Source organism: Thermogemmatispora tikiterensis, assembly GCF_003268475.1.
Lineage (GTDB): Bacteria > Chloroflexota > Ktedonobacteria > Ktedonobacterales > Ktedonobacteraceae > Thermogemmatispora > Thermogemmatispora tikiterensis.
Window position 1 is genome coordinate 4,273,913 of sequence record NZ_MCIF01000002.1, and the last position, 16,814, is coordinate 4,290,726.

Here is a 16,814-nt window from a genome sequence, read left to right on the forward strand (position 1 = left end):
CAGATAGCTTCTCTCCTTGTCGGTGGCGTGTCTGGAAAAGGAGCGGCCCATCGCCTGCTGCGATGGGCCGCTCCCTGCCTGTGCGCGCGAAAAAGGAGGAACATGGGAGTACCTGTCTGCTCTCCCTCTCCGGCTGAGCGGAGCAGGCTGGCCGTGGTGACTCGACCTGAGCCAGCCTGGTTCCTGCCCTGATGGCAAGCGCTGGCGTTTAGCTGCTCAAAGCTGCGCGGCGCTCACGCAGCTTGGCCAGCCGCTCCTCTTGCTCGCTGAGGCGCTCGCGCTCGCGCTCCACCACTTCGGGTTTGGCCCGCTTGACGAACTCCTCGTTGGCCAGCCGCGCCTGGAAACGGGCAATCTCCTGCTCCGTACGAGCGATCTCCTTATCGAGGCGCGCCAGCTCCTTCTCCACGTCGAACATCCCGGCCAGTGGCAGGTAGATCTCCACCGGCCCAGCCAGCAGGCCCATCGCCCCTTGTGGCTTGGGCTCCAGACGCTCATAGAAGCGCGGCGTCTCTGTGCGCGCCAGAAACTCGATCAAGGGCGCCTGCTCGCTGAGGAGGGCGAGCTTCGGGCCAGCAGCCAGCAGCACCTGAATGCGACGGGCTGGCTCCACGCCGAGCTGATTGCGCGCGTCGCGGATGCGCGAGATCAGCTCCTGCAAGAGGGCGAAGTCCTCCTCGGCCTCCTCGTCTTTAGCGGCTGGCACAGCCTGCGGCCAGGGGGCCACGATCAGGGCAGGGGCCGGCCAGCGCTCTGGCGCCGGCTCGCTGAAGCGGTAGAGATGCTGCCACACCTCCTCTGTCACAAAGGGCATGAATGGATGGAGAAGGCGCAGCGAGGCATCGAGCACCGCACGCAGGATTGCTGCCGTCGTCTCGCGGGTCGCGGCGTCACCCTGGAGCTGCACCTTGGCGATCTCCAGGTACCAGTCGCAGTATTCGGTCCAGAAGAACTCGTGGATGCGGCGACCGGCTTCGCCAAACTGGAACTCCTCAATCAATTGCGTCACGTCGCTGATCAGCTGTGAGATGCGGCTCACGATCCAGCGATCGGCCAGCGTACGGGGCTGAAGGGTCTCCAGAGGAGGCACGCCGCCCTCGATCTCTGCGGTCGCTGTCAAGACAAAGCGCGAGGCGTTCCAGATCTTATTGGCGAAATTGCGGTTGCCCACGATGCGCTCGGGCACCAGCTTCATATCGTTGCCTGGCGTGCTGCTCGTAGCCAGCGTGAAGCGCAGGGCGTCGGTGCCGTACTGATCCATGACCTCGATTGGATCGACGACGTTATTCTTCGACTTGCTCATCTTCTCGCCCTTGGCGTCGCGCACCATGCCGTGCAGGTAGATGACGCGGAAGGGGATCGTCCCCATGAAATGAATACCGGCCATCACCATGCGCGCCACCCAGAAGAAGATGATGTCGTAGCCCGTCTCCATCACCGAGGTCGGATAGTAGCGCCGCAGATCGGGCGTATCCTCGGGCCAGCCGAGGGTACTGAAGGGCCACAGCCAGGAAGAGAACCAGGTATCGAGCACGTCCTCATCCTGGCGCAGGCTGCTCCCTTCGCAGTGTGGGCAGCGCGTCACATCCTGGCGGCTGACGATCATCTCGCCGCAATCATCGCAGTACCAGACGGGAATACGATGGCCCCACCAGAGCTGGCGCGAGATCGTCCAGTCGTGGATGTTCTCCAGCCAGTCGCAGTAGATTTTCGTGAAGCGCTCGGGGAGGATGCGTATCTGCCCGTACTTCACAGCGTTGAGGGCCGGCGTGGCCAGCGGCTTCATGCGCACGAACCACTGTTTCGAGACCAACGGCTCAATCACCGTATTGCAGCGCTGGCAGTGGCCCAGGGGGACCGTATAATCCTCGATCTTGACGATCAGGCCCTCCTGCTGGAGCTGCTCGACGAGCTTCTTGCGCGCCTCAAAGCGATCCAAACCGGCGTAAGGACCGGCCTCGGGGGTCATCTTGCCATCGAAGCCGATGACCTGCACACGCGGCAGACCGTGGCGCTGGCCAATCTCGAAGTCGGTTGGATCGTGGAAGGGCGTCACCTTGACCGCGCCGGTGCCGAAGCCCATTTCCACAGCCTCATCGGCGATGATCGGGATCTCGCGCCCAATGACCGGCAGGATGGCCAGGCGGCCCACCAGATGCCGATAGCGCTCATCGCGCGGGTTGACGGCCACCGCCGTATCGCCGAGGATCGTCTCCGGGCGCGTGGTGGCCACGCTGATATACTCCGTTGTCTCGGCGTTGCTCCCGGCCTCGGGTTTGAGCGGATAGCGCACGTAGGTCAGCTTGCCAGGGGTATCCTCATGCTCCACCTCCAGATCGGAGATGGCGCTCATGCAGCGTGGGCACCAGTTGATGATGCGCTCACCCCGGTAGATCAGGCCCTCCTCGTAGAGGCGCGCAAAGACCTCGCGCACGGCCTGCGAGAGGCCATCGTCAAGCGTGAAGCGGGCGCGCGACCAGTCGCAGGAGGCACCGAGCCGGCGATGCTGATCCTGGATGTAGTGGCGATGGTGATGGACCCATTGCCAGACGCGCTCGAGAAAAGCTTCACGACCAAGCTGGTGGCGGTTGGTCCCTTCTTTGGCGAGCTCGCGCTCTACCACCGCCTGTGTGGCGATGCCAGCGTGGTCCTCACCGGGCACCCACAGCGTTTCATCGCCACGCATCCGGTGGTAGCGGATCATGATGTCCTCAATGGTTGCTGTGAGGGCATGGCCGATGTGCAAGACACCGGTCACGTTGGGCGGTGGCATGCTGATCACAAAGGAGGGCCGCTGCGGATTCGGGCGCGGCTTGAAGTAGCCTCCTTCCTCCCAGAAGCGATACCATTTTCCCTCGACCGCCTGCGGCTCATAGGCTTTGGGCAGGGCCGCAAGCAACTGCTTTTTCTCCTCGATACTGGCTATCTTCTCCTGTTCAATCATGTTCCCTCCTGCGGTAGTGGGTGAACTTTGCTGTCACCGCCTGGCTGGACTGCCCTGGCTGCTATGATGAACGACTGCAACAATGATGATGAGAACGATGGTGGCTCAAAGCATACTTTACTCAGGTCAATCAGACAGACGCGGCCAGGCCACCCACCTCTTGTCAGCTCAGACTGCGGCCCTGAGAGCAGGCGAGGCCAGGCTGCGTGCGGGCTAACCAGGGAGCCCCGTGTCCCAACGCAGGGATGCGGCTGGATAACGGTTCTAACAGAAAACCCTTCCCGCCGTCAAGGACGAGAAGGGTTCATACTCGTGGTACCACCTTGCTTCAGTCAATCGTCCTGCGCTCACGCTGACGCTCGGGCGCCCCTACCGACCAGTCAAGACCGTGATCTTGGGCAACGACACTGCTCTCCTCCCCTGCTCCTGGCAGGAGACGATTGACCCTCATTCGTGCGCTAACGGGCACACCGCAGCAGCTCGCGCGTCCAGGCTCTCAGCTGCTGACGAGCGAGTAGGGAGGGGGCGGAGCGAAACGCTCCTGCTGCGATTGTTCTCTCCCTTGCTCAGCTCTGCCGGGACCGCGACAAGCTCCCTTACTCAGACTCCCAGGCGACCTTCAGCGCTTGCCATCCGGGGAAGACTTGCAGCCGGCGATCTTCCCTCTCTGCCGGGGCCAGAGCGCTTACTCCTCCTGTTCAACGTCTGTGTCACTCTCTAGAGCGCGTAGCATGCGCCTTTGTTCGGATTGTTTCTAGTGTAGCGGATCGCGTAGCAAATGTCAAGCCGATAAGCAATCTGCCAGACAAAGGCTGGCTTGCTCATTTCTGGCTCTGGGAGGCCCTTCCCTGGGGAGGAAAGCCTTGTGCTCTGGTCCCTCTTTGGCCTGCCTCATTGCTGTGGCTGAGAGGGCTGAGAAGATTGGGCAGCCGCAGGGGCAAAAGCCTCGATGATCTGCTGCATCAGCCGCGTCTCTGGCACCGCTCCCAGAATCTCCAGGCGGTCGTTGATCACCGTCTTAGGTACACCCTGGACGCGGTAGCGCTGGGCCAGATCGACGAATTCGGAAACCTCGACGACATCCGCCGTCACCCGCTCGCTGGCCATCGCCAGCTCATGAGCCAGCAGGGCCATGCGTGGGCAGTAAGGGCAGGTTGGCGTGACAAACACCTGAATGTGCAGGTCTTGCTGCAGCGACTGCAATTGCTGCTGTGTCTGCGGACTGAGCATCGTTTCGCCACGCGACAGCCGGCGGATATCCTCGATCAGCGTACTGAACTCGTAGCCTGCTGGAATACCGAAGAAGCGCAGACGCCCCCTGGCCTTGCCCTCCAGGATGAAGGCCGGAATACGCTCAATCTGGCGCTGTCTGGCTTCGGCCTCATCGCGATAAAAATCCTTCACCACGAGATGGATCTTCTCCGAGAGGCTGGCCACCTCCTCCAGAATCTCGCGTGTCTCCTTACAGAACTGGCATTCATGGCCTGGAATCAGCAGGGGCGACTCGCGCTGCGTGAAGTAGGTGATCGTCACCTCACCATCCAGATCCTTGAAAAGCTCGCGAATCTTTTCACGATCGCTCGCTTCAATTAAAGCCATTGTATCACCTTCTTTTCTTTTCCTGAGACTAAGCGTTACTCTCCTACCCTGTTGCGCGCTGCCGGGCGAGTCCCGTCCCCAGAGGGGAGAGACCCGCCACATTCTACCGCGCGCAGTAGCACCTTGCATGCACAGCCATATCGCCGCGAAGGCGTCGGGCAGAGGGAGCGGGCAACTGGCCAGCTCGCACTCTGCCTGTGATAGTGTCTGCGATCACCTCACTGGCCTCACCATCACGGATGGGCGTGCGTTGCCAGATCCTCTGCCGTCGGCAGGGTGGGTTCCTCTGCCGGCTCGCTCACCAGCGGCAGACCACGCTCCTGCCAATCGGGCACGCCACCATCGACAGCCACGACCTCGCGTCCTGTGGCCGCCACGATGCTGGCAGCGATCGAGGCGCGGTGACCGGAGTGGCAGATGACCGCCAGAGGCGTATGGCGTGGCAGGCTCTCCAGGTGCTGAGGTAAATCGCCGATGTGCAGGTGAAGCGCGCCTGGGATATGGCCTTGCCGCCACTCATCATCGCGGCGCACGTCCAGCACGGTCAGTGAGGGCTGGCCTTTCCAGCGCCGATAGAGGGTGTCAATATCGATGCGCTCGAAGCTGCTCGTGGGCAGAGCGGCAGCCTTCCAGGCCGCGATGCCGCCAGCCAGGTAGCCTTGAGCCTGTTCGTAACCAATGCGGATCAGCTGCACCACCGCCTCACGTCGGCCCTCCTCATCCTCGATCAGGAGCAAGAGCGGTGTATTGAAAGGCAGCAGCCAGCCGACGTAGGTGGCGAAGGAGCTGTCCAGCTCGATATTCAAGGAGCCGGGAATATGTTCACGAGCGAACTCTGTGCGCGGGCGACCGTCGACCAGCGGCAGGCCCTGCTGCAACCAGCGCTGCACCTCCTGCGGCGAGCGCGGTGGCAGCTCCGGTAGCCCACCCAGAATGCGCGGCCCTTGCTGGTTGATATCATGCATGTAGCGGTAATAGTGCGGGTAGGCAGTGTAGCTGGCAAGCTGGCGGCGCACAAAGTCGACTTCGTCGCGCGCCTGCACCACGGGGTTGGCCAGGCGCTCTTGACCAATGGTAGTGCTGCGCTTGGCGCCAACAGCGCTCGCCACACAGAAGGAGCCGGCGCCGTGGGTCGGGTAGACCAGCACGCTATCGGGCAACATCTGCAAGAGACGTAGCAGCGAGTGGTATTGCTGACGCGTCAGGGTCAGGGTCAGCTCGGGGCCGAGCAGGTCGGTGCGGCCTGCGCTACCGACGAGCATGCTGCCACCACTGAAGAGGGCATAGGGCTGGCTGCTCTCCGCTTGGTAAAGCAGGTAGCTCGTATGCTCCGGCGTATGGCCCGGGGTCGCCAGGGCCTGGAAAGTCAGCTCACCCACGCCGAAGCGGTCGCCATCGCGCACCGGTTGGTGAGGATAAAGCAGGTGGGCATCAGCACTGGCGACAATCGTGGCCCCTGTGCGCGCCGCAAGCTCGCGCCCGCCGGTGACGTAGTCGTTGTGAATGTGCGTCTCCAGAATGTGGGTGATGCGCGCCTGCGAGCGCGCTGCGGCCTCCAGGTAAACGTCGACGTCGCGACGTGGATCGACCACCGCCGCCTGACCGCTGCGCCCGTCGCTGACAAAGTAGGATTGGTGCCCCAGACCTTCAATGAAGAACTGCTCGATTTGCATGGTTCTCACCTCACAGCCACCCGCCTGCTGCCAGCCTCGGGGGGGTGGCGCTCGCCCAAGGCTGGGCCGCTCGTTCGCTCGTCCTTCAACCGCTGGAGCGGCTGGCCTCTATGAGTATATCATCTTGATACGTTATGTCGATATAACTACTGAACTGCTAAAAAAACGGATGGCACTGACCTTCCCGCGCCACAGGATGAAAGCTGCGGCTGTCCCGGCGCTCCTGGCCATCTAAGGTAAGGAGCTATTCGACGGGCAGCCCGTGCAGGCGCCAGCTCGTGATCCCACCTTTGACATTGACTACGCGCGAGAGACCCAAACGTTGGAGCAGCCTGGCTGCCTGGGCGCTGCGATGACCGCTCAAGCAGATCAGCAGCACCTCGCGATCGCGCGGTACCTCGTCGACGCGAGTGGCGAGCTGTCCAAGGGGAATATTGACGGCGCGCGGCGCGTGGCCGCTGCGATATTCCCACGGTTCACGCACATCGATCAGAACGGCTTCGCTGTCCGCGCGAGACAGGCGCTCCCAGGCCTGGCGGACATCGATTGTGGCAACAGCCTGGGCTTCTTCTGGGCGTCGTAGAAATCGTCCAAACATGAGCCTTGCTCTCTCTTTCGCTTATCTGACGGAGGAGCCGCCCGCCTTGCGCGGGCCGGCTCGCTCTCCTTGACTTTCCTTTCTAATTATATTACTATATAGTCATGAAGTCAAGTGGTGATGATGGACATTCACCCATTGACCACTACTCAGAGGGAGAAAGGAGAGCATCTTGACAAAGGAGAGACTCCAGCCGGTTCAAGACAGGGGGGAGCGGCAGCCGCTTGATCCAGAGAGCGCGACGCGCTGGAAGCAGATCAGCAGCGAAGGGGGCTTTCCTGATCCGCTGCTCGAGCTGATTGCGGCGCGCTTCCGTCTCCTGGGGGAGCCACTGCGTCTCAAGCTACTGGCGGCTCTCACGGGCGGTGAGCGCAGTGTTGGCGAGCTGGTCGCTCTGACGGGGGCCAGTCAGCCGAATGTCTCGAAGCATCTGGCAGCCCTCATGCAGGGAGGACTTGTCAAGCGGCGCAAGGCTGGCACCAGCATTTACTATACCCTGGCCGACCCCAGCGTCCTGACCCTGTGCGACATCGTCTGCGCTGGTGTTCAGGAGCGCTTTACCACGCTGGCGCAGACTCTCCAGCTCGGCTCAGCGATGGCCCTGGAGGATCTGCCGCCAGTAGAAGAGAGCGAGATCAGCGGAGCGGGGCCCCGCCAGTAGGGCGCGTGCTCGCTGCCAACGCAGCGCGGTGCGCCCTCTCCTCTCGCCTGCGGCCCAGTCTTCGCCTGCGTTCGCTCACCCGCGTGGCCACGAGTGAGCAGAAAAGCGCCCCTCTTGTGGTTTTGGCCATAGTGATCTGTCGTAGCAAACAGACGAGCAGCAGACTGGAGGAGGCTCCAGTCTCTGCCAGGAGAGTAGTGCAAAGAAGGAGGGAGAAAACCAATGGTAACCTACGGTTTTGGCACCACGCTGGCTCTACCCTATGAGCAGGCTATCGAACGTATCAAGGAAGCCCTCAAGGCGGAAGGCTTTGGGGTCCTGACTGAAATTGATGTACGGCGCACGCTGCATGACAAGCTCGGGCTGGAGACTGCTCCCTACGTGATTCTGGGAGCCTGTAATCCCCACCTGGCTCATCGGGCGTTGGAACTCGAGCCAGAGATCGGCCTCCTGCTGCCCTGCAACGTCGTAGTGCGTGCCGTCGCTGACGGCAGCCGTGTCGAGATAGCCGATCCCCAGGCCATGCTGGCGGTAAGCGGCAATCCCCAGCTTGAACAGATCGCTCAGGAGGCGCGTGCACGGCTGCAGCGTGCTCTTGCTGCGCTTGCCCCACTCAATGCCACTTCCGCATAATGGCTTGTCGCGCGTGCTCTGGTATCCTATAATGAGGGGCAGTGTTCCGCAGTGAACATATCATCATAACCATAGTTGCGGAAGCGAACGGAAGCGAACTGGGCCAGGCTGAGGAGGAGTATGCCAACACCACAGCAATTGATGCCTGGGCCGACGCCGCTCTATCACCAGCTTGAGCAGATTCTGCGTGGCGAGATTGAGCGCGGCGTCTATCGTCCTGGCGATCGCCTGCCGACCGAGCAGGAGTTGATGCAGACCTACGGAGTCAGTCGCATTACGGTACGTCAGGCTCTCAACGAACTGGAAGACGAGGGTCTGGTCGTGCGGCGTCATGGTAAAGGTACCTATGTAGCCGAGAAGCGCATCGAGCAGAGCCTTGTCCGTCTGACCGATTTTGTCGAGGACATGGAGCTGGCTGGCCTTGAACCATCCTCGCGTGTGCTCGCCTTCCAGCGCGAGACAGCCAGTCCGGCGGTGGCCGCTGCCCTGGGTCTGCATGAGGGTGAGGAGGTGATGCGCCTTGATCGTCTGCGCCTGGCCAATGGCCGGCCTATTGCCTTCGATGTCACCTGGCTGCCGATGCGCTTCGGCGTGCTCCTGCCCGAGGAGGAGCTAAGCCGCGAGACGATTTTTCATCTGCTGGAGTCGCGCTACGGCATCCCCATTGAGGCAGGCACCTTTGAGATCACGGCGGCCAATGCGACGCCCGAACAGGCTCACCTGCTAGAGGTGCCGGTAGGCACCGCTCTGTTGCTGATTCGTCGCCTCTCCTGCACCGGAGGAAATGCCCCTGTCTATATACAGGAACGCTACTATCGACCCGACCGCGTGAGCTATCGGCTCTGCCTGCAGCGTCGCGGGGGCGGTGGAAGTCGTCCACCGGCCATTAGCGAGCTGCGCCCCATTTTTGCCGAGACCACGCTCCCATCGACGAGCGACGAGGAAGGCCGTCAGGGCACAGGCGTGGTCGGCCCCGGCGCGGACCCCGCTGAGCCTGCCGAAGGATGAGCGGAGTGCTCAGGGGCAAAGGTAGGGCGAGGGTAGAAGGAAGAAGAGACACGGCAGAGCATAAGGAGAGCGAAGCCTGGACCACAGTCGATAATAAAAAAGAAGAAGAGCCACAGAAGTTATACTCTGTGGCTCTCTTCTTGCAAGGCTCCTCGAGCAGGATTCGAACCTGCAACCCACCGGTTAACAGCCGGTTGCTCTACCGTTGAGCTATCGAGGAATAGGACTCTCACAACGGCTTGCGACATTATTATAACGCGGACGCCCGCATTAGTCAACACCTTTTTTCTGGTGTTGGAGAGTCTGGCCAAGGCAGTTCGATCTGGCTGGGGCAGCCGGGCGAGGTGAGCTGTTGTCAGCAGCTGGCCTGTCGCCCAGGCCAGCAGGCCCTCGGCAGACTTCCAGCGCGCAGAATGGTGGGAGCGGTCGTTGGCAACCAGCAGTCTGTCTGGCAGCGGGCTTTCGCTGCTAGCGAATGATTGGTAAGGTCGCAGACGGCTGACGGCTATGGCTGGTCGTCGTCGCATTAGCGCCCCGGCTGCGGATCACGAGCCAGGAACCGATGACGCCAAGGGCCGGGGCAGCGACGATGGGGATCAGCGTGCCAGTCAGGTCAGGCTTGATAGTCATCAGGAAGACGATGCCAGGATCAGCAGCGACGTTGTGATGACAGCGGTCCAGTGCAGCGGAGACAGCAGCGCCTGGCGTAACTCCAGGTTGACAGGCCCCGCGCTGGCATGCGCCAGTAAGGCGCCAAGGCGACGTCCATGCGCCCGGTTGACCTGGGAAGTGACCAGGCTAATGAGAAGGAAGAGGATCAGCGACATATTGAGCCAGGCGTGATGCCAACCCCAGGCGCCCAGCAGCAGGGCCAGGCCCGCCAGGAAAATGAGCCATGAGGTAATTGGCATCAAAATGGCCAATGGCCTGTTGAGTGCGCACCAGGCTCGCACAGCCTCAACAGTTCTCGCCTGGCGCGCCCCAACCATAGCTGTCAGCTGAACGGCCACCCCCATGAAGAAACCAAGCGCGCCTACGATGTGTAGGAACAGCACCAGGTGGTACCAGTCGAACATCTATGGCTTCTCCTTTTGCAGCTGCTCCTCTTATCGGCAGTTCTCTGCGAATTCCTGAAAAGAACCAGGTGTCAGTAGTTATACTGATCGGCGCCCCGTCGAACCAGGAGCGATTCCACAGTCAGCCTGTCATGCGGCTAACGCTGCAGAGGTGGCCATCTTCATCGACATCTCTCTCTGCCCTGCTCAGTACTGGGTTGACCTCACGATCCTGTCACGCGAGGGCTTGAAGGCTGTCTTAGCGGCCTGGCGGCGTTGCAACTTCGCCTCTCAGGTGTTCTACTATTTCTCAGGACGGAGCGGATACGGTATTCTCCGCAAAAAAGTTCAGGTTCTCCCCCGATTGCAGCGTCCTGGGATTACGCTAGAGTAGAGGGTGTTGAGAGCACACCTGAGAGACCTGAGAGATCAGATAGCTGATTTTGCCAAGAGGAGTGCGATGGAGAAGCAGATATTGCACTACTGTACTGCGGCGCGCTGGCCGTTAGCGTTAAGTGTGCTGGCGGGTCTGCTGGCGCTGCTGGCTACCGTTGGGCAGATGGCCTTGCTCAGTTGGGTCATCGCGCGCGTCTTTCTTGGCCATGCTGATCTGCAGCAGGTCGGGTTAGCCCTCGCAGTCCTGCTGGTGATCATTGGCTTGCGGGCTGGCCTGGTCTGGCTGCGCGAATTCAGCGCGCGTCGGGCCGGCAATCGGGTCAAGAGTGAGTTGCGACGCCGTCTCTTTGAGCATCTTTTGCTTCTCGGTCCTCTCTTCGTGCGTGGCGAGCGCAGCGGCGAGCTGATTGCCACGCTGAATGAGGGTTGTGAGCGCCTGGAGACGTACGTGGCTCGTTACCTGCCACAGGCCGTCTGGAGCCTGGTTATTCCGCTCCTCTTGCTGGTCATTATCTGGCCGCTTGACCATCTCAGCGCCATCCTGTTGCTGATCACTGGCCCTGTCATTCCTGTTCTAATGATTGCGGTGGGCAGCTATTCCCAGAAACACATCCAGCGTCAATGGGCAACGCTGGCGCGGCTGAGCGCGCACTTTCTTGATACCATCCAGGGCCTGGTGACGCTCCATCTCTTTGGGCGCAGCGGCGCCCAGGAAGCGCACGTGGCCCGCCTGAGCGATGAATATCGCCGTCGCACCCTCAGAGTGCTGCGCTACGCCTTCCTCTCTGGCGCGGTCCTGGAATTCATGACCATGCTGGCCATTGGTCTGATCGCTGTCTTCCTGGGTGTGCGCCTCATCAACCGCGAGCTACCCTTTGAGCAAGCCTTTCTGGTCTTATTGCTTATACCCGAATTCTATCGCCCGTTGCGAGAGTTGGGCACGCAGTATCATGCTGGCATGGAGGGACGTGTTGCGGCCCAGCGCATGCTAGAGATCCTGGCCAGCCTCCCGCCGGTTCGCGAACCGCGGGAGGCGTCGCGGTCGCTACCAGCGGCCCCTTTGACGCTCACTTGCGAGCAAGTGACCTGTCGCTATCCCGACAGCGAGCGCCCGGCGCTGCACAATGTGAGCTTTACCCTGTCCGCGGGCTCCTGCACGGCGCTGGTCGGGCGCAGCGGAGCGGGCAAAAGCACGCTCGTCAATCTGCTGCTGCGCTTCATGGAGGTCGAGAGTGGGGCCATTTTGGTCAACGGGCTGCCCCTGGATCGTCTGCCAGCGGATCTCTGGCGGGAGTACGTAGCGCTGGTGCCGCAGCGTCCCTACCTCTTTAGTGGCAGTGTGCGCGACAACATTCGCCTGGCGCGTCCTGGGGCCAGCGACGAAGAAGTAGAGCGCGCCGCCGAGCTGGCGGGGGCGGCGGACTTCATCCGTGAGCTGCCGGCGGGCTATGACACTGAGGTAGGCGAGCAAGGTCTGCGACTGAGCGCCGGTCAGCTTCAGCGTCTCGCTCTGGCGCGGGCCTTCTTAAAGCAGGCGCCGCTGCTGATCCTGGACGAGCCAAGCTCTAGCCTTGATCCCGAGAGTGAGGCGCTGTTGAGTGCGGCTCTGGCTCGCCTGCGCCGTCAGTGCACGGTTCTGGTCATTGCCCATCGCCTCAACACGGTGGCCGCTGCCGATCAGGTGCTGGTACTCGACGGTGGGCGTCTGATCGAGTCCGGCCCTCCGGCGGCTCTGTTGCAACAACCCACGAGCGCCTATGCGCAATTAATGACGGCCCGCCTGCAGGAGGCTGGGGCCGTGCCCGGGAAGGAGGCCGAGGCTTTATGACCACCAAGCGACCATCAATGAGAACGGCCTGGCGTCTGCTGGCCTTTCTCCGTCCTTTTACTCCTCAGATCATCGTGACGGTACTCTTGGGCGGCGTCATGGTCGTGGCCAACATGCTCTTGTTGAGCATGGCCTCCTACCTGATCGCCGGGGCGGCCATTGTGACCATGATCGTCTTGCTGAGCATTCCCATTACGATCGTACGCCTGATGGGCCTGGTGCGAGCCGCGGCCCGCTATGGCGAGCGTTTGCTCTCGCATAATGTCACCTTCCGTCTGCTGGCGCATATCCGCGTGACTGTCTATCGCCGACTGGCTCCCCTGGCCCCGGCGCGCCTCTTCCAGTTGCGCAGCGGCGACCTGCTGGCGCGCCTGGTCTCCGACGTCGATGAACTCCAAAATCTCTACCTGCGTGTGGTGGCGCCGGTGCTGGTGGCGGTGCTGATCACGGTCATCACCTGCTGGCTCCTGGCCATTTTCAACACGGTTCTGGCCCTGGCGGCCCTCTTCTTCCTGCTCATCACTGGACTGGGGCTGCCGCTGCTAGCTCTCCGCCTGACGCGCGGCCTGGGACGTCAGCAGTTGGCACTGCGTGGCCGGGTCAACGTGCACATCGTCGAGAGCCTGCAGGGAATGAGCGACCTGCTGGCCTACGGACAGGCGGCGCGACGGCGTGAGCAGCTGGCTTCCTGGGAGCAGCGGCTCGACCGTCTCCAGCGTCGGCTGGCTCTGGCTGGGGGGTTGCAGGAGGGACTGCAAGAGCTGCTGACGGGCCTGGCGGTCTGGTCGATCTTGCTGCTCGCCATTCCTCTGGCGGCGACCAGGCAGATCAACAGCATCTACCTGGGTTTTCTGGCCATGCTCGTGCTGGCGGCCTTTGAAGCCATCGCTCCCCTGGCTCAGGCCTTCGCTCAGCTTGGCCACTCGCTGGCTGCGGGCGAGCGCCTCTTTAGCATTATCGACACTGCGCCTGCCGTCAGCGATCCAGAGCAGCCGGCGCCCATCCCGGCCACCAGGTCGCTGGAGCTGACCTTTGAGGACGTCACCTTCCGCTATGAAGAAGAGGGACGTCAGGTCACCCTGGCGAACATCTCCTTCCACGTTCCGGCTGGAGCACGCGTGGCGATCGTCGGCCCGAGCGGGGCCGGCAAAAGCACCCTGCTTCGCCTGGCTATGCGCTTCTGGGACCCACAGGAGGGGCGCATCCTGCTGGCGGGCCAGGACATTCGTTCCTTTGCGCTGGCTGATCTGCGCAGCCTGATGGGTGTAGTAACGCAAGATACCTATCTTTTTAACGACACCATTCGCGGCAATCTCCGTCTGGCGGCACCCTCCGCCACAGAAGGGCAGCTCTGGCGCGCCCTGGAACTGGCCCAGCTTGACGACTTCGTACGCCAGTTGCCCGCCGGCCTCGACACCTGGATCGGCGAGCAGGGCCTCAAGCTCTCTGGCGGCGAGCGCCAGCGCCTGGCCATCGCTCGCGCCCTGCTCAAGGATGCGCCGCTGCTCTTGCTCGATGAAGTTACCGCGAACCTGGACCGTCTTACCGAGCAGGCGCTATTTGAGGCACTGGATATGTTGATGCAAGGTCGCACGACGCTGCTCGTGACCCATCGTCTCCTGCACATGGAGCGGATGGATGAAATTCTGGTCGTAGATGGAGGACGCATTGTTGAGCGGGGCAGGCACGAGCAACTGCTGGCGCTTGGCGGCCTCTATCGACGTTTGTGGGAAGTGCAAAACGCTCTGCTACCTGTGGCCTGAGTGAGCAGTACTCAATCCTGGTTGGAGGCCACAGCACCGCAGCGGTGGCGTTTCGGTTAGTTCGTGGGAGGTTTGGTCTGCATATGGACCTATCGACCATCTTATCGCGCGTACAATTCGCCTTCACCGTAGGCTATCACTATATCTTTCCCCAGATCACGATGGGGTTAGCCTTCTTGATCGTGCTCTTAAAGACGCTCTACTTGATCAAGAAGGACGAGCGCTACAATATCAGCGCTCGCTTCTGGGCCAAGATTTTTGCCACCAGCTTTGTGCTGGGCGTGGTCACCGGCATTCCGATGGAGTTCCAGTTTGGCACCAACTGGGCGCGCTTCTCCGCCTACGCCGGTGACATCATTGCCCAGACCCTGGCGATGGAGGGGGCCTTTGCCTTCTTCCTGGAGTCGGCCTTTCTCGGCGTCTTTCTCTTCGGCGAGAAGGTTTTCGGGCAGAGAGTGCACTGGCTGGCAGCCGTCATGGTCTGGTTGGGCACCTGGGCCTCTGGGGCCTTCATTGTGGCCTCCAATGCCTGGATGCAGCACCCCGTTGGCTACACCATTGCCGGCAACCGTCTGCACATCTCCAACTACTGGGAGGTGCTGCTCAATCCCTGGATCTTCCCCCAGTACCTGCACACCATGAGCGGGGCGGTCATTACCGGGGCCTTCATCATGGCCGGCCTGGGAGCCTACTATCTGCTGGCCAGGAGCCACGTTGACTACGGGCGCATCTTTGTGACCCTGGGCGTCATCGTCGGCCTCATTGCCAGCGTCATCCAGCTCTATCCCAGCGGCGACCTGGAGGGCCAGCAGGTGGCGAAATACCAGCCGGCCAAGCTGGCGGCCTTCGAAGGTCTCTTTCATACCGAGCAGGGGGCCGGGATTGTCATTCTCGGTCAGCCCAATACAGCGACCGGCCAGCTTGACAACCCGCTGATTGTGCCCAAAGTGCTCAGCTTCCTGACCTATCGCCGTTGGGAGGCGGTAGTCAAGGGTCTGGACGCTTTTCCGCCGAATCAGCGCCCCGATTCGATCGAGCTCCTCTACTACAGCTATCACATCATGGTCGGCCTGGGCACCTTCTTCATCCCGATCATGGGAGTAGCCTGCCTGCTCTGGCTCTGGAAGCGGCGTCTCTTCACGACGCGCTGGATGCTGTGGATCTTGATGCTGGCGACGCCGTTCCCGATCATTGCCAATACCGCAGGATGGTTCACGACCGAGTTGGGCCGCCAGCCGTGGATCATCTACGGGCTGTTACCCACGGCGCAAGGCTCGTCGGCCAACCTTTCGGCGGGCAATGTGCTCTTTACCCTGCTCGGCTTTGCCGGCATGTACCTGTTGCTCGGTCTGCTCTATGTGGTGCTCTCGGTCACAGAAGCCCTCAAGGGGCCTGAGAGCGGCGAAGGCGAGGAGGCCGAGGTCGTCGAGGAGGGCGGTCTGCCCGGCCTGGCCACCGGTACGGTGGCGGAAGGTTGAGCTGAGTGAGGGAGGTCAAGGCTGATGGCAACACTCTGGTTTATTCTCGTCGCATTTATGTTGACGATGTATGTCCTGCTGGACGGTTTCGACCTGGGCGCCGGCATCATTCACTTGATGGCCGCCCGCACCGACCAGGAGAGGCGCCTGATTCTGCGCGCCATTGGCCCGGTCTGGGACGGCAACGAGGTCTGGATTATCGCCGCTGGCGGTACCCTCTTCTTCACCTTCCCGGTGCTCTATGCCTCCAGCTTCAGCGGCTTCTATCTGCCGCTCTGTATTGTGCTCTGGCTGCTAATGTGGCGTGGCGTCTCCATCGAGTTGCGCTCGCGCGTGCCCAGTCCCGTCTGGGCCTCTTTCTGGGACGGAATGTTCTTTCTCGGCAGCACGTTGCTGGCCATCTTCTATGGCGCCGCCCTGGCAAACGTGATCCGAGGTGTGCCCCTGGATGAACATGGCGTCTTCTTTGAGCCACTGTGGACCGATTTCAACCCCTTTAGCAAGACGCCCGGCATCCTGGACTGGTACACCATCCTGATCGGCCTGATGGCTGCCAGTACCCTGACCATGCATGGATCGGCCTACATCGCGCGCAAGACCGATGGCGTCCTCAACGAGCGCGCACGGCGTATCCTGCGTATCAGCTGGCCGATTACCATTCTGCTGACCGTGGTGAGCACGATCGCCACCTTCGCGGTACAGCCGCAAATCTACGCCAGCTTCAATGCCCGCCCCTGGGGAGCCATCTTCCCCCTGGTGGCCTTCATCGGTCTGCTGGGAGTGGGTCATTTCGCCTTCCGCAATCGAGATCTGGCGGCCTTCTTCTCGTCCTGCGCCTTCATCGCTGGCATGCTGGCCAGCTCAGCTTTCGGTCTCTATCCCGATGTGCTGCCCGCCGTTAATCCAGCTCATAGCCTGACCGTTGACAACGCCTCCGGCAGCCCCTACGGGCTGACGGTTGGCCTGGTCTGGTGGCTCATCGGCATTGTCCTGGCTGTGATTTACTTCGTCTTTACCTACCGGCTCTTCTGGGGGAAGGTGACGGCAAAAGGCGAGTACGGCGGCTACTAGCCCTGGCCGGGTTGGTCAAGCAAGGCGCAAAGGGAGAGCAGAGCGCTGTGCTATCGCGCGGCTGAGTATAAGGCGCTCGCTGGCTCTGCTGGGGCAGAACCCTGGTG

13 protein-coding genes and 1 tRNA gene are annotated in these 16,814 nt (G+C 61.7%); 7 read left to right on the top strand and 7 right to left on the bottom strand.

Annotation, left to right across the window (positions count from 1 at the left end; translation table 11 throughout):
- Window positions 1-208: 208 nt before the first annotated feature.
- From A4R35_RS17035 to A4R35_RS17050, 4 genes are all read right to left on the bottom strand, one after another.
- Window positions 209-2,944 (bottom strand): valine--tRNA ligase, encoded by a 2,736-nt coding sequence (locus A4R35_RS17035; protein WP_112431443.1) that lies wholly within the window; start codon window positions 2,942-2,944, stop codon window positions 209-211.
- Between the two features lie 891 nt (window positions 2,945-3,835).
- Window positions 3,836-4,543 carry a protein disulfide oxidoreductase gene (gene pdo / locus A4R35_RS17040; protein WP_112431445.1) on the bottom strand — a complete coding sequence of 236 codons (708 nt, stop codon included), beginning with the start codon at window positions 4,541-4,543 and terminating at the stop codon, window positions 3,836-3,838.
- A gap of 233 nt (window positions 4,544-4,776) precedes the next feature.
- On the bottom strand, window positions 4,777-6,216 hold the full coding sequence (locus A4R35_RS17045) for an MBL fold metallo-hydrolase (protein WP_112431447.1): 1,440 nt from the start codon (window positions 6,214-6,216) through the stop codon (window positions 4,777-4,779).
- 244 nt (window positions 6,217-6,460) lie between these two features.
- On the bottom strand, window positions 6,461-6,814 hold the full coding sequence (locus tag A4R35_RS17050) for a rhodanese-like domain-containing protein (RefSeq protein ID WP_112431449.1): 354 nt from the start codon (window positions 6,812-6,814) through the stop codon (window positions 6,461-6,463).
- Window positions 6,815-6,986: 172 nt separating this feature from the next.
- On the opposite strand from A4R35_RS17050, the gene A4R35_RS17055 reads away from it, so the two are divergent.
- From A4R35_RS17055 to A4R35_RS17065, 3 genes are all read left to right on the top strand, one after another.
- Window positions 6,987-7,475 (top strand): ArsR/SmtB family transcription factor, encoded by a 489-nt coding sequence (locus tag A4R35_RS17055; protein WP_223258379.1) that lies wholly within the window; start codon window positions 6,987-6,989, stop codon window positions 7,473-7,475.
- A gap of 222 nt (window positions 7,476-7,697) precedes the next feature.
- Window positions 7,698-8,108 (top strand): DUF302 domain-containing protein, encoded by a 411-nt coding sequence (locus tag A4R35_RS17060; RefSeq protein WP_112431452.1) that lies wholly within the window; start codon window positions 7,698-7,700, stop codon window positions 8,106-8,108.
- Between the two features lie 120 nt (window positions 8,109-8,228).
- On the top strand, window positions 8,229-9,116 hold the full coding sequence (locus A4R35_RS17065; RefSeq protein ID WP_112431454.1) for a GntR family transcriptional regulator: 888 nt from the start codon (window positions 8,229-8,231) through the stop codon (window positions 9,114-9,116).
- A gap of 148 nt (window positions 9,117-9,264) precedes the next feature.
- Here A4R35_RS17065 and A4R35_RS17070 read toward each other — a convergent pair.
- From A4R35_RS17070 to A4R35_RS17080, 3 genes are all read right to left on the bottom strand, one after another.
- A tRNA-Asn gene (locus tag A4R35_RS17070) sits at window positions 9,265-9,336 on the bottom strand.
- Between the two features lie 248 nt (window positions 9,337-9,584).
- Entirely contained in the window at window positions 9,585-9,746 is a 162-nt protein-coding gene (locus tag A4R35_RS24360; RefSeq protein WP_189361961.1) for a hypothetical protein, read from the bottom strand.
- Window positions 9,746-10,192 carry a hypothetical protein gene (locus tag A4R35_RS17080; protein ID WP_112431458.1) on the bottom strand — a complete coding sequence of 149 codons (447 nt, stop codon included), beginning with the start codon at window positions 10,190-10,192 and terminating at the stop codon, window positions 9,746-9,748. The genes A4R35_RS24360 and A4R35_RS17080 overlap by 1 nt, the downstream gene beginning before the upstream one ends.
- 439 nt (window positions 10,193-10,631) lie before the next feature.
- Here A4R35_RS17080 and cydD point away from each other — a divergent pair, with 439 nt between their 5' ends.
- The 4 genes from cydD to cydB all read left to right on the top strand — a co-directional run bounded on the left by cydD (window position 10,632) and on the right by cydB (window position 16,707).
- Window positions 10,632-12,395, top strand: a complete 1,764-nt coding sequence (gene cydD, locus A4R35_RS17090) for a thiol reductant ABC exporter subunit CydD (RefSeq protein WP_112431462.1) — start codon at window positions 10,632-10,634, stop codon at window positions 12,393-12,395.
- On the top strand, window positions 12,392-14,158 hold the full coding sequence (cydC, locus tag A4R35_RS17095; protein ID WP_112431463.1) for a thiol reductant ABC exporter subunit CydC: 1,767 nt from the start codon (window positions 12,392-12,394) through the stop codon (window positions 14,156-14,158). Before cydD ends, cydC begins: the two co-directional genes overlap by 4 nt.
- Before the next feature lie 83 nt (window positions 14,159-14,241).
- The gene (locus tag A4R35_RS17100; protein WP_112431465.1) at window positions 14,242-15,636 is read left to right on the top strand and encodes a cytochrome ubiquinol oxidase subunit I; all 1,395 of its coding nucleotides are present in this window, start codon (window positions 14,242-14,244) and stop codon (window positions 15,634-15,636) included.
- Between the two features lie 24 nt (window positions 15,637-15,660).
- Window positions 15,661-16,707 (top strand): cytochrome d ubiquinol oxidase subunit II, encoded by a 1,047-nt coding sequence (cydB, locus tag A4R35_RS17105; RefSeq protein WP_112431467.1) that lies wholly within the window; start codon window positions 15,661-15,663, stop codon window positions 16,705-16,707.
- The last annotated feature ends 107 nt before the right edge of the window (window positions 16,708-16,814 follow it).

What these genes read in the sequence shown, in the direction of transcription:
- A4R35_RS24360 (WP_189361961.1), bottom strand. Translation starts at nt 9,746, where the DNA reads ATGACTATCAAGCCTGACCTGACTGGCACGCTGATCCCCATCGTCGCT.
- A4R35_RS17080 (WP_112431458.1), bottom strand. Translation starts at nt 10,192, where the DNA reads ATGTTCGACTGGTACCACCTGGTGCTGTTCCTACACATCGTAGGCGCG.
- A4R35_RS17065 (WP_112431454.1), top strand. Translation starts at nt 8,229, where the DNA reads ATGCCAACACCACAGCAATTGATGCCTGGGCCGACGCCGCTCTATCAC.
- A4R35_RS17050 (WP_112431449.1), bottom strand. Translation starts at nt 6,814, where the DNA reads ATGTTTGGACGATTTCTACGACGCCCAGAAGAAGCCCAGGCTGTTGCC.
- cydB (WP_112431467.1), top strand. Translation starts at nt 15,661, where the DNA reads ATGGCAACACTCTGGTTTATTCTCGTCGCATTTATGTTGACGATGTAT.
- A4R35_RS17100 (WP_112431465.1), top strand. Translation starts at nt 14,242, where the DNA reads ATGGACCTATCGACCATCTTATCGCGCGTACAATTCGCCTTCACCGTA.
- pdo (WP_112431445.1), bottom strand. Translation starts at nt 4,543, where the DNA reads ATGGCTTTAATTGAAGCGAGCGATCGTGAAAAGATTCGCGAGCTTTTC.
- A4R35_RS17045 (WP_112431447.1), bottom strand. Translation starts at nt 6,216, where the DNA reads ATGCAAATCGAGCAGTTCTTCATTGAAGGTCTGGGGCACCAATCCTAC.
- cydD (WP_112431462.1), top strand. Translation starts at nt 10,632, where the DNA reads ATGGAGAAGCAGATATTGCACTACTGTACTGCGGCGCGCTGGCCGTTA.
- cydC (WP_112431463.1), top strand. Translation starts at nt 12,392, where the DNA reads ATGACCACCAAGCGACCATCAATGAGAACGGCCTGGCGTCTGCTGGCC.
- A4R35_RS17035 (WP_112431443.1), bottom strand. Translation starts at nt 2,944, where the DNA reads ATGATTGAACAGGAGAAGATAGCCAGTATCGAGGAGAAAAAGCAGTTG.
- A4R35_RS17060 (WP_112431452.1), top strand. Translation starts at nt 7,698, where the DNA reads ATGGTAACCTACGGTTTTGGCACCACGCTGGCTCTACCCTATGAGCAG.